Origin of the sequence: Pedobacter kyungheensis, assembly GCF_000812965.1 — a bacterium.
Lineage (GTDB): Bacteria > Bacteroidota > Bacteroidia > Sphingobacteriales > Sphingobacteriaceae > Pedobacter > Pedobacter kyungheensis.
Window position 1 is genome coordinate 136,372 of the sequence record NZ_JSYN01000017.1, and the last position, 12,532, is coordinate 148,903.

At 39.0% G+C, this 12,532-nt stretch carries 13 protein-coding genes; 11 read left to right on the forward strand and 2 right to left on the reverse strand.

Going from position 1 to position 12,532, the window contains the following annotated elements:
* The first annotated feature begins 78 nt into the window (after positions 1 to 78).
* The 4 genes from mnmL to OC25_RS15065 all read left to right on the forward strand — a co-directional run bounded on the left by mnmL (position 79) and on the right by OC25_RS15065 (position 4,515).
* Positions 79 to 1,026, forward strand: a complete 948-nt coding sequence (gene mnmL / locus OC25_RS15045) for a tRNA modification radical SAM protein MnmL/YtqA (RefSeq protein ID WP_039477533.1) — start codon at positions 79 to 81, stop codon at positions 1,024 to 1,026.
* A gap of 346 nt (positions 1,027 to 1,372) precedes the next feature.
* Positions 1,373 to 2,779 carry an ammonium transporter gene (locus tag OC25_RS15055; RefSeq protein WP_039477535.1) on the forward strand — a complete coding sequence of 469 codons (1,407 nt, stop codon included), beginning with the start codon at positions 1,373 to 1,375 and terminating at the stop codon, positions 2,777 to 2,779.
* Positions 2,780 to 2,816: 37 nt separating this feature from the next.
* Positions 2,817 to 3,836 carry a porin gene (locus tag OC25_RS15060; protein ID WP_039477536.1) on the forward strand — a complete coding sequence of 340 codons (1,020 nt, stop codon included), beginning with the start codon at positions 2,817 to 2,819 and terminating at the stop codon, positions 3,834 to 3,836.
* A 97-nt stretch (positions 3,837 to 3,933) separates the two neighbouring features.
* A complete protein-coding gene (locus OC25_RS15065; RefSeq protein WP_039477542.1) occupies positions 3,934 to 4,515 on the forward strand; it encodes a DUF4468 domain-containing protein in 582 nt (193 codons plus the stop codon).
* Between the two features lie 11 nt (positions 4,516 to 4,526).
* Here OC25_RS15065 and OC25_RS15070 read toward each other — a convergent pair whose 3' ends face one another.
* Together OC25_RS15070 and OC25_RS15075 are read right to left on the reverse strand one after the other, a co-directional pair.
* Positions 4,527 to 4,994, reverse strand: coding sequence for an SRPBCC family protein (locus OC25_RS15070; protein ID WP_039477548.1), 468 nt, complete (start codon positions 4,992 to 4,994; stop codon positions 4,527 to 4,529).
* Positions 4,995 to 5,240: 246 nt separating this feature from the next.
* Complete coding sequence (locus tag OC25_RS15075; RefSeq protein ID WP_039477549.1) at positions 5,241 to 5,714, reverse strand: ribonuclease H-like YkuK family protein; 474 nt, start codon at positions 5,712 to 5,714, stop codon at positions 5,241 to 5,243.
* Between the two features lie 216 nt (positions 5,715 to 5,930).
* Between OC25_RS15075 and OC25_RS15080 the strand changes: the two genes are divergently transcribed.
* The 7 genes from OC25_RS15080 to OC25_RS15110 all read left to right on the forward strand — a co-directional run bounded on the left by OC25_RS15080 (position 5,931) and on the right by OC25_RS15110 (position 12,448).
* On the forward strand, positions 5,931 to 6,149 hold the full coding sequence (locus tag OC25_RS15080; protein WP_039477550.1) for a hypothetical protein: 219 nt from the start codon (positions 5,931 to 5,933) through the stop codon (positions 6,147 to 6,149).
* 50 nt (positions 6,150 to 6,199) lie between these two features.
* Positions 6,200 to 7,504: a DEAD/DEAH box helicase gene (locus OC25_RS15085; RefSeq protein ID WP_039477556.1), complete on the forward strand. Its 1,305-nt coding sequence runs from the start codon at positions 6,200 to 6,202 to the stop codon at positions 7,502 to 7,504.
* Positions 7,505 to 7,602: 98 nt separating this feature from the next.
* Entirely contained in the window at positions 7,603 to 7,836 is a 234-nt protein-coding gene (locus tag OC25_RS15090; protein ID WP_029274124.1) for a DUF1456 family protein, read from the forward strand.
* Entirely contained in the window at positions 7,820 to 10,513 is a 2,694-nt protein-coding gene (locus tag OC25_RS15095) for a TonB-dependent receptor domain-containing protein (RefSeq protein ID WP_039477572.1), read from the forward strand. The genes OC25_RS15090 and OC25_RS15095 overlap by 17 nt, the downstream gene beginning before the upstream one ends.
* Positions 10,514 to 10,564: 51 nt before the next feature.
* Positions 10,565 to 11,302, forward strand: coding sequence for a GDSL-type esterase/lipase family protein (locus tag OC25_RS15100; RefSeq protein ID WP_039477573.1), 738 nt, complete (start codon positions 10,565 to 10,567; stop codon positions 11,300 to 11,302).
* Between the two features lie 392 nt (positions 11,303 to 11,694).
* Entirely contained in the window at positions 11,695 to 12,042 is a 348-nt protein-coding gene (locus tag OC25_RS15105; RefSeq protein ID WP_039477575.1) for a hypothetical protein, read from the forward strand.
* Between the two features lie 19 nt (positions 12,043 to 12,061).
* Positions 12,062 to 12,448, forward strand: coding sequence for a hypothetical protein (locus OC25_RS15110; protein WP_039477577.1), 387 nt, complete (start codon positions 12,062 to 12,064; stop codon positions 12,446 to 12,448).
* Positions 12,449 to 12,532: the final 84 nt, after the last annotated feature.

A 12,532-nucleotide genomic window follows, 5' to 3' on the forward strand; every position in this document is an offset into this window, starting at 1 on the left:
ACTGCTCAATTTTCATCCTTTTCACATCTTCTCTCCCTTAATCAGCATTGTAAAAGTAATTGCGTATTTTTGCAGCCAATGGGAACACAGGTAGATTTAGGTATAAAAGGATATAAAAATTACGGCACGTACCTGCGCGAGAAATATAAAGGGCAGCGTGTATTTAAAGTAATTGTTGATGGCGGTTTTACCTGCCCTAACCGCGATGGAAGTAAGGGTTACGGCGGTTGCACCTACTGCAACGTCGATTCGTTTACGCCTGAGCCTTCGCGTAAAAACCCCAACATCAAAGATCAGTTGGTTGAGGGGATGTTCAGGGCTAAAAATTCTTACCGGGCAGATAAATATATTGTCTATTTTCAGCCCAATACCAATACCTATGCACCGGTACATTATTTAAAGATGATGTACGATGAAGCTTTATCCATCAATACCGAAGATATTGTAGGTTTTGCAGTGGGTACACGGCCAGATTGTATCGATGCTGAGAAAGTAGCTTTACTAGAAAGTTATACCGATCGTTTTGATGTCGACCTCGAAATGGGTATGGAATCTATTTACGATGAAACCCTCGATCAGATTAACCGGGGCTGCAGTCATGGCGAGTTTGTTGCTGCGGTCGAATTGTTAAAAGATAGCAAGCTCGATTTGTGTGTGCATACCATTTTTGGCTTCCCATGGGAAACCAGAGAACAAATGCGGGGTTATATTCACGAGATTAACCGTTTCCCCCAGATCAAATTCGTTAAATTCCATCATTTACATGTAGTAGATGGCTCTATTATGGGTGCTAAATACAAAAAAGAGCCCTTTAAGCTATTTACCCTCGAAGAATATACCGATTTACTTTGCGAACTTATTCCGTTGCTGCGTCCAGATATTGTTATTCAACGTCTTTTTGGTATTTCAGACTGGGATTTACTAATTGCGCCGAATTGGGGGCTTAATAAATCGGCAATTCAAACTTATATGGATAAAGAAATCGAAAAACGCGGGATTATTCAGGGTTCTAAATATTTCGGTTAAAATCTGATATTTTTTATTAATTTTTAGAAAAACACATGAAATTTCATGTGTTTTTTTGTTTTTGTATGGTTTTTATTGCTGATTTTGCTTCAATTTTTATGTAAATGTGGTAAAATGCCTGTATTGTGTGTTTTTGTTTTTATTAAAAACTTATATTTAAAATGCTCTATTTTTTTACTATTTTCATTTTTGAGCTGTTTTTTTGTTGTGTTTTATAAAAATCATTCGTTTTTGTTAGAAAAATTCAATTTTATGGTGTTAAAATTACAATATGTCGTATTTTTATAAAAATAAATGACAACATTTTCAAATATTTAAACAATACAAACTAATTAAACTAAAAACTATGAGTAGATTCTCCTTTAAACAGTATGCGCCCTTCGCGATATTGATGATTGTCGCAATTTTAGCTCTATTTACTCCACTTCTACCTAATTTTGATGAAGGCAAGTACAGCGCAGCTGATACAGCTTTCATTTTAATCGCTGCTGCATTGGTATTTTTAATGACACCAGGCCTTGCATTTTTCTATGGTGGTATGGTTCACCGTAAAAACATTCTCTCTACCATGATTAAAAGTGTGGTAGCAGCAGGTGTAATTACCGTTTTATGGACCGTAGTTGGTTTTAGTTTAGCTTTTGGCGATACCATTGGCGGTTTCATCGGTAATCCTTCAACTTTCCTTTTCTTTAAAGGGGTTAACTCTGGTGCTCCGCATTTACAGGGAGGTGCCGATTTAACCATTCCGCTTTCATTATTTGCCGTTTTCCAGTTAATGTTCGCCATTATTACACCAGGTTTGGTTGTAGGTGCCGTTGCAGAACGGATCCGTTTTACTTCTTATATCCTGTTTATTGTATTATTCGCCATATTCGTTTACTCGCCATTGGCACACTGGACCTGGCATCCACAAGGTTTCTTGTTTAAAATGGGTGTATTAGATTTTGCTGGTGGTACCGTAGTTCACATTTCTGCTGGTATGGCTGCATTAGCTGGTGCATTGGTTTTAAAACGTAGAAAATCACACTTAGAGCACAAAGAAGTGCCACCTGCAAATATTCCTTACGTATTAATTGGTACCGGTTTATTGTGGTTCGGTTGGTTCGGTTTTAACGCAGGTTCGGCTTTAAGCGCAGGTAGCTTAGCTGTTTCAGCATTCTTAACTACCAATACTGCCGCTGGTGCTGCAGGTTTAGCCTGGATGTTCTTCGATGTAGCACGAGGTAAAAAACCTTCGGTATTAGGTTTCTGTATCGGTGCCGTTGTAGGTTTGGTAGCCATTACCCCGGGTGCAGGTTTTGTAAGCATTCCTTCAAGTATTTTTATCGGTGCAATTGCAGCTGTAATTTCTAATCTTACCGTTTCATGGAAACAAAAAACCAGCTTAGACGATACTTTAGATGTTTTCCCTTGCCATGGTGTGGGCGGTATCGTAGGTATGTTGTTAACTGGTGTTTTTGCAACCAAAACAGTTAATGCAGGTGGTAACGATGGTTTATTTTACGGTAACCCTGCTTTCTTTATTACCCAATTGAAAGGTGCTGTTATTGTAATCGCATTCAGTTTCATCGTATCCTTCGTGATTTTCAAACTGGTTAACTTAATCAATCCAATCAGGGTTTCTGACGAAGAAGAAGAAATCGGTCTTGATGAATCTCAACACGATGAAAAATACTCGCAAGGTACTTTATTGGTCGAAGAAAGAGCCATCTATATCGAAAAAAACAGTCCGGTAACCGAAGCAATTTCTTAAGGATTTTTAATATCTAAACTCAAAAACAAGCTCAAACATGAAGAAAATTTTAACCGCTATTTTCGCGATGGCCAGCGCAAGCTGTGCCATGGCTCAGGAAACCACAACATCACCACTTGAAATTTCAGGGTCGGTAGATACTTATTTTAAATACGACTTTGCCAAAAAACCAAACAATATTACCACTTCTTTTGCCAGCGACCACAATTCGGTTTCATTAGGAATGATTGATATTGCATTGAAGAAGAAAACAGGTAAAGCATCATTTGTTGGCGAACTTTCTTTCGGACCGAGAGGACAGTCGCAATCTATTCCTGATGCTGCTGCCGGCGGTTCATCTTTTCACATTCAGAACTTATATGTAAACTATGATTTTACCGATCAGTTTTCAATGACTGCCGGTTACATGGGGACCTTTATTGGTTACGAGGTAATTTCGCCGGTTGGTAACTTTAACTACTCTACATCGTATTTATTTACCAATGGCCCGTTCCAGAATGCTGGAATTAAAGCCACCTATAAATTCTCTGATAAAGTGAGTTTAATGGCTGGTGTATTTAACGACTGGAATCTTTACAGTGCAACCCGTGGCGTTTCTGCAGTTGGTGGCCAGTTAATGGTTGCCCCTGTTGAAGGCTGGACCGCTTACCTGAACGTATTATCAGGCGCTGGTGCAGGCGGTTATGGTACCATCGAAGATTTAACTACTTCTTATCAGATTACAGAGAAGTTTAAATTAGGTTTAAATGCGGCCAACTACGATATCGATAACGATGGTGGTGGTTATGCCGGTGCTGCACTTTATCCTCAATATGCTGTTGCCGATGGTGTAACATTAGGATTAAGAGGAGAGTACTTTAAGTATAAAAATGTAGGCGCTGTGCAGGGATTGAAATATACTGCGGTAACTTTTACGGCAAATATTAAATCGGGCGGATTAACCTTTATCCCTGAGGTAAGATTAGACCACAGCGGCGATAAACCATTCTTTAAAGAAAGTGGCGCAGCAGCTCCAAACGCTGGTCAGTTCTCTTTAGCCGCAGTTTACGCGTTCTAAGAAAATAAAACAGATTAAATATTAAGCCGTCCTGGTTAAAATCGGGACGGCTTTTTAGTAACTTTACCTATTCAGCTTAATTGTTTAACCCATTTGCATGAAATATATCCTTTTTATTGTACTCGCCACTTTTTCGGTCAGCTTAGCCGCTCAGCAAAAACAGTTTTCAAAAGATGATTCAGGTAAATTTATTTATTATCAGGTTGTCGATTCGCAAGCTGTAGCTAAAGATACCTTGCTGCAAAGGGCTAAAACTTTTGTGAATGTGTTGTATAAAAAAACAATGAAGCAGGAAAATGTTAGCGATTCTTCCATTTCGGCAAAAGGCACGATGGTTATCGATAAAACCATTCTCGTAGCTGGTCACCCAAGTGGCGAAGTAAGCTATCAGTTTGTTTGCGAAGTGCGCAATGGAAAGTATCGCTTTTGGTTAACCGATTTGCAGTTTATTCCATACCAGCGCGACCGTTATGGAAATTTTGTGGCCACAACCCAAATAGGTACCCCTTTAGAGCGTACACCTGGTAAATTGAGTGCCGGTGCATGGAAAGATATTTTAAACAGTACTTATACTAAAGTAGAGAAGTTTGGCGCAGAGTTTAAAAAGTTTATGGCCACCAGCAGGGTAGCAGTACCTGCTAAAAAGAAACCCGAAACCATCTCTACCAAAAAGTGGTAATAAGTAATGAGCTATAAGGTGCCAAATAAACCAGCCACTTTCTGGTAACGGAATTTAAAAATTTCGTTTACTCTTTTATTTACGATAAGCGCATTGGCAATACCACCAATTGGCCCCCAGCCAATAGCATAATGCAGAATGTCGTGCATCAGAACCCCGTCTGCAATTTTTTCGAAATGGTGCTGGTGATGCCAGAATGCAAATGGCCCGAAGCGCTGTTCGTCTATAAAATACTCCTGATCTTTTACGTGCGTAATTTCGGTCACCCAGTTTAATTTAATGCCGGCTATTGGCGCAACTTTATAGGTAATAATCAGGCCCGGATACATTTTAGTGCCATCCATATTGGGCGAAGTTACATCGAAAGTCATATCCGTTGGCGTAATTTCGGCCAGGTTCATTGGCGAAGAGAAAAAATCCCAGGCAGTGGCCAGGTCAACAGGAAGTTTTTGTGTAAATTCTAATCTATAAGTCTTCACGGCTATTGTTTTAAAAAGACAACAGCAAAGATGCGGTTTTGTTAAGAACAAATAGATTTATTATTCAAAACCTTGCAGGGGTTACGCACAGAGATCGTAAAGAAAAATCGTCATTTCGAGCGCAGTCGAGAAATCTGTCTTTGACAGATCTCTCCCCGCCTGCAACGGGCAGGCCTGCCCGTACAGGCGGGCATTCCACTGCGTTCCAGTCGAGATGACGATTTTTTTAACCTGCAAGGTTGTTTATTAATGCACCATCTTATCTGCACAGGTAGAGCTGGCAAATGCTTCTGGCTTCGCTTTAAAAATAAAGCCCATGCTTAAAATATAGCCCATGGCATCGTTAAGCGCCTTGTTCGATTTAAATGATGGGTTGGTGTTAATATCGGCATGTACCTCTAAAGCCACATCGTAAATATCAAGCAAATCGCAAATGGAGTAGGCCGTTTCAATCGATTTTTGCACTTCCATTAACATTCTTTCCTTAATCGTTACCTGGGCCGAGTTTTTTTCCTGGTGGATGTACATAAAACCACCATGATGCTCTCTTAACAGCACAATAACTGTCGCAAAATCGGTTATAGCCCCTTTAACCTGTGAGTCGGTACCGATGCAAACTTTTAGCTTAAAGCCATTTTCTGTTTCTCTGATAATTGCTTTTTCAATTTCTTCGAGGATCGAAGATTGGATCACTTCACCACTAAATTTTTTCCACGTCATACATTGTAGTTTTTTGAGGTTAATAAATGGTAATCAGGTTTTTAATAAAAATAGGCGCTAAAAATTAAATATGTGTTAAGGGTTGATTGTTTATTTGCTAACAAAAAGTTAGTTATCAACAAGTTAGTAAAAATAGTCCGTTTTAAGCGGCTAATTTTTGAAACAAATGCAATTAAGAGTCGTTATATTTACATTAATCAACAACAATTCTTTACTATGAAAGCAGAATTAATTCAGGAATTACAGTTATTACAAAACAGTAGGGCCAATAAATTTGCCGATGAATTGACCGACAGGATTTTATCATCCGTTGATGCCGTGAACGAGAAACTTGCTTCGTCGGTATCGCTGCGGGGCAAAATGCTGATGCTGTTAGATAAAAGATTAAATTTTGAGACGCTCCGTAAACTGCGGACCAGATTTTTTAAACAGTAAGCCCAAAGTTCGATTTAGCCATAAACAGAAATGCTTACCTTTATGGCCGAATGATAGCAAACGCCTTAAAAAAACTAAATATTACTGCGCTTAACCAGATGCAGGAGTCGGCCGTACAGGCAGCCAAAACCGGTAAAGATGTGGTATTAATTGCACCAACCGGTTCGGGCAAAACGCTTGCTTTTTTATTGCCTGTTCTGGCCAATTTAAAGCAAGGTGTTAAAGGGGTGCAGGCTTTGGTTCTGGTTCCCTCGCGCGAGCTTGCCTTGCAGATTGAGCAGGTATTTAAACAAATGGGCACCTCTTTTAAGGTAAATTGTTGCTATGGCGGGCATGCTGTACGCGTAGAAAAAAATAATCTGGCGCATCCACCGGCCATACTTATCGGTACCCCAGGCAGGATTGCTTATCACCTCGATAACCAGAACTTCGACGAATCTTTTATCGAAACGCTTGTTTTGGATGAATTTGATAAATCGCTCGAATTTGGCTTCGAAAGCGATATGTCTTATATCATCGGTTCATTATTATCATTAAAGCAACGTATCCTTACTTCGGCTACCAAAATGGAAGAAATTCCTGATTTTGTAAAAATTAATGCACCTGCTGAAGTAGATTTTTCGCAAAATGTAGCCGTTAAGCCGGCCTTAAAGCTTAAAAAAATCACTGCTCCTGCAGCCGATAAGCTCGATTACCTGTTTAGATTGCTGAGCAAGATCGGAAATAAAAACACACTCGTTTTCTGTAATCACCGCGAAACTGTCGATCGCATTAGTGATCTGCTTTTTGAGCATGGCCTCGGGCATGATGTTTTTCATGGTGGCATGGAGCAGTTCGACCGGGAAAAAGCGCTGTTAAAATTCAGGAACGGGAGCCATAAAATTTTAATTACAACCGATCTGGCTGCCCGTGGTTTAGATATTCCGGAGGTTGAGCATATTGTACACTACCAATTGCCTTATACCGAAGATGCATACATTCACCGCAACGGGCGTACGGCGCGTATGCACGCAAAAGGAACCGCCTACGCTATTTTAACCAGCGAAGAGAACTATAAATATCTGCCAGATGATATTGAGGAGGAGGTTTTGGAAGACAGCTATGCTTTACCTGAGGCAAGCGATTGGGTAACCTTATACCTGGCACATGGTAAGAAAGATAAAATTAATAAAATCGATATCGTAGGGCTGTTTTTACAAAAGGGAAACTTAGCCAAAGATGATTTGGGCCTAATTGAAGTTAAAGATACCACCAGTTATGTAGCGGTAAAACGAAGCAAGGTTACACAATTGTTAAAAAAGCTAAACGGCGAAAAAATTAAGGGAAAGAAACTTAAATTAGAGATAGCCAGTTAAAAAAGTAGGGAGTCTTTAGTTCGGAGTTGGGAGGCTAACCTTCCAACATTACAGCTTTCCAACATTAAAACATTCAGACATTAAAACATTAAAATTGCATGAGCAACAACGATATATTAAAAAAACTTAGAGTAGCTTTATCACTTAAAACAGAAGATATTATCACCATTTGCGATTTGGTAGGTTTTAAGGTTACCAAGGCAGAGCTGGGCGATATTTTCAGAAATGAAGACCACGAAAATTTTAAGCCTTGCGGTGATCAGATCCTGCGTAATTTTTTAAATGGTCTTGTCATTTATAAAAGGGGCCCAAGAGATGAAAAAAAGCAATAATTTCTGCTTTTTATTATTTTTTGTACTGCTTATTCTCTCTTTTAACGCGCGCGCTCAATCTAAAGTAAATGGTACCGTAATCGATTCGCTGAAAAAGCCTATCGAAGGGGTAAGTATTCTGGTAACAACCGATAAGGATACCCTGCGGGCAACCTCAGATAGTAAGGGTAGTTTTACCTTCCCTAAAGTAAACAGCAATAAATTTTATCTTGTTGTAAAGGCTTTAGGCTACAAACCTTTTGCCTCGGTTTACGAAATCGAACTTGCTAAAAAAGGAACAGTTTTAGAGCCCATTGTACTCAAAACGGACCCCATCAATTTGGAAGATGTAGAGGTTAAGGTGAAAGTCGATCCCATAAAAATTAAAAAAGATACCATCGAGTACAATGCCGCGGCCTACACGGTAAGGGAAAACGATAAGGTAGAAGACCTGCTGAAACAGCTACAGGGGGTTGAGGTTGATGAGAAAGGTGCTGTTACCGCTATGGGTAAAAAAATGACCAAGTTGCGGGTTAACGGCGAAGATTTTTTTACCAGTAATGTAGAAGATTACATCAGACAGTTACCAGCTGATATTATTGCCAAGCTGCAGGTAATTGACGATTATGGCGATGAAGCCAATTTTACTGGCATAAAAATAGGTACTCCACAAAAAATGTTAAACCTGGTTACCAAACCGGGGATGGATAAAGGTGTTTTTGGCGGAGTAAATGTATCGTCAGCCACCAATAATGCACATAACCTGGGGACAAATGGCAGCATCTGGAAAAAAACAAAGCAAATTGGCTTTGGCGGTCGGTATGGAATGACCGATAATGAATTTAGTAAGCTATATAATGCCGGTTTAAACGGAAACATCAGAGATAAGATTTCAAAAGAATTTAGTGTTAACGCCAATTACAACTTTAACAATAGCCGCAACAACTCCATTCAGAGCACTTATCTTGAAACGTTTAATCCGCAGGGAACCATTTACGATTTAAGGGAGAGTGCCAACAATAGCAATTCGGTTAACAACAGTATTAACCTCGGATTAAACGGCGCAACTAAAAAGAACTATTTTAATGCCGCACTTTCTGGAACGCTGGGGAGCAGCCGCAACGATGCTTTTTCTACTTCCGATAAAACCGGGATTATTAAACAAGATCTTATTTCCAATTCCGGTTCGCGAAACAGTAACCCCAATATAGGGGGTAACATCAACTGGTCGAGGCGCCTATCAAACAACAGGCGGTCGCTGTCAATGGGTTTTAATTTTAGTAGCAACGGAGGAAAATCGAACAGCACTATTAACGATATTATCCGTTATTATAACGAAACAACCAATGTACTGGTTAAAGATTCGCTCCTGAACCGCCTGGTCGAAAATGATACGCGGAGTTCTAATGTAGGGGGGAACATCCAGTTTTCCAATTCGCTAAAGCGGGCTAACGACAGCACAGGCTATAGCTTTATCAATCTATCGTATCGCTTTTCAGTAAGCAGAAGCCAAAACACTCAAAATACTACGGTGACGGATAAATTTGGTGCAAGCTTTCTGGTCGATTCGTTGGGGCAGGACTATGTTTCGAATTTCATCAACCAGAACATTAGCATTGGCTTTAATACCAATGCAAAAAAGATCAGCTATAATTTCGGGTTAAATTTTTCGCCCAGCATTATTATTGGTAAATACCAGAATACCGGACAGCAGTTGCGCAATTACCAGTTAAATTTTTCGCCTTCTGGCAATCTGAGTTACCAGATTAAAGAAAACAGAAGTTTAAGTTTCGGTTACAATGGTTATACCAGTTCGCCCGATTTTAACAAACTTCAGCCTATCCGCAATAATAACGATGTGCAAAACCTCATTATCGGAAATCCCGATCTGAAAGCCACCACCAGTCATTCGGCCGATTTGAGCTATAACCAGTTCGGTACCAAATCAGGGTGGAGCATTATGGCCGGCTTATCGGGCTCTTTCGCTTTTAACAGTGTGGTGAGCAATACCATTTTTTTGAGAGATACCTTAAATAGTTTAAAGCAGCAAACTACCTACGAGAACGTAAATGGTATTTACAACATGGGGGGCAATTATTCATTAAACAAGCGGCTATTGACTAACAAACTTTCCCTTTCTTTAAATGGAAATGTGGGCTATAGCCATAATGTATTTTATACCGATAACGTTTTAAACAGAAGTAGTGGAATTAATCTTTCCAATGCTTTCAGGTTTAATCTCAATGAAAAGAAATTTTCAGTAAACAGCAGTGTTTCATATAGTTTTAGCTCCAATACCTATTCAGTTTTAAACCAGAATATTAAAAACGTGCAGGTTTTAGCCTTAAATGGCGGCGCCAGCTACATTCCGGGTAAGCGTTTCAGGCTAAATGCGTCAGCTTCCAAAAGCCTTAATTTTGGTTATAATTTAAATGCTGGTAATCCTTTACTGGTAAACATGGGCATGAATGCCAATTTCTTAAAAGATAACCGGCTTAGTTTTGCAGTTCAGGCCAATGATTTGTTTAATCAGGGCGCGTTGTTTAAAACGAGTATTACCAATAATTCCATTTCCGAAAACAGAACCCGGTTTATCAGCAGATTTGTGCAGGCCACCCTTACCTATAACATCAGCACATTTGGCGATAAAAGAGCACGTACCCGGGTTAACAACTTTAATACAGGCGAATTGAACTAAACCAGAAATTAAATTTTAGTTTAGCGGTTCTTTATAACCTTACAAAGCCTTATGAGAAGCTGTATTTTGTTTTTTCTTTTATTGATTACTGCGGGCAGTTTATCTGCACAAAATGTGGATACTGATTCTTTAAAAAATAAACCCAAAAAAGAAAATTTCGCCGATGATTGGGCTGCCTTAACCAAATATCAGCAAGAAAATGCAGCTTTATTGCCACCAAAAAGAAAAGAGAAGCGGGTGGTGTTTTTGGGAAGTTCGATTTTTGAGTTCTGGAAGCAGAAAGATCCTAAATACTTTAACAATGGGAGATACCTGGATAGAGGCATTAGCGGTCAGATTTCTCCTCAACTGTTAATCCGCTTCAGGCAGGATGTAATTAACCTCAAACCGAAGGTGGTGATTATTTTGGCAGGCAGTAATGATATTGCCGGCAATACCGGGCATGTTACGCTCGAAAAGATTATGGATAACATTAAATCTATGGCCGAACTGGCCAAACTACATCACATTAAGGTTATCCTCTGCAAATACTTACCGGTTTATCAGTATCCGTGGAATAAAAGTGTGCCCGCTGCCGAACAAATTATGGCCCTGAATGAGCTGATTGTAGCTTATGCCAAGCAAAAACATTTTACTGTTTTAGATTATTGGACACCTCTGGTTGATGAACGCAATGGGCAGCGTGCCGAGCTGACTGTTGATGGTGTTCATCCTAATGTAGATGGCTACAAGATTATGGAAACAGTAACTGATGCTGCCATAAAGAAAGCGCTTAAAAGCCGAAACTAGTCTTTGCCAAAAAGTAGCCACAGAAACACAAAAGAAAAGGTTAGATAAAAATTCTGTGTGCTCCGTGTTTCCGTGGCAAAAACAATCTGCACTTACCACCTGTATAAATAGCCACAGAAACGCTGAAAGCACGGAAAAGATTAGATGATAATTCTGTCGACCCCGTATTTCCATGGAAAAAACTTATTAAGTTTTATTTATTCTTTTTTTGTGTTCTTTTAAAAATAAACTTTCAATAATATTTGAAATTTCAATAATATTATTTTATGTTTACATCATCAAAGAGAGAGTAGAAAAGTATTAGAAGAAATGGGGGGATATCCCTAAATTTTTTAGTCTATATTTTCAAATTTTTCTGAAAGTTTAATTTATTTACGCTAAATCAGCTTATCATGGATTACAATATACTGGGCTATGGCATTTTTATTTCGATCATCGTATTCATCATTGTGGTGGTGGGAAAAATATGTTATCGCAATGGAAATATATTTGTAGACGAATTGATTCCCGATCATCTGGAGCTCTGCCAGCAGATTAATAAATCTTTGTTGGTAGCTTATTATCTGGTCAATATTGGCTACGCCAGTATGACATTAATAGGTTGGGAGACCATCACCTCATCGTTACAGCTTATTGAAATCATGGCCGTAAAAGTGGCTACTATCATTTGCATCCTCTCGGTGCTTCATTACTTAAATATCTTTTTGCTTACCAATACCATTCATAAATTAATTAAATAACAATCTAAAAATCCGGATTATGGAAACGACAAAAATTTTAATCGGCTATGCAGTTTATTTACCTGTTGCACTTTTCTTAACTTTTTATGTTTCAAAAACCTTGTTTAAAAATAGTAAGGTGTATATGCTTGATATTTTTAAGGGGAGGGAAGAAATAGCCTTTGCCACGAACAAACTGTTTGAAACAGGTTTCTACTTGTTAAATATTGGTTTTGCGTTGAGGATTATGAAGATCGAAATTAGTGTTAACGATTACAGGAATATCATTGAGGCTTTAAGTTCTAAAATTGGCGGGTTTTCTATTTACCTCGGCATCATGCTGTTCATCAACCTGTATTTTTTCTTCAGGGGCAAGCGCAAAGCGAAAGAGAGCCAAAGACCGAATCCTTTTGCTGCTTCGATGTAATCGCTATAAGAGAAGTCAAGTTTTAATGTGCACCGTACTATTAAAACTTGACTTCTCTGAGGAAAACTTCCCAAGTATCTGGTT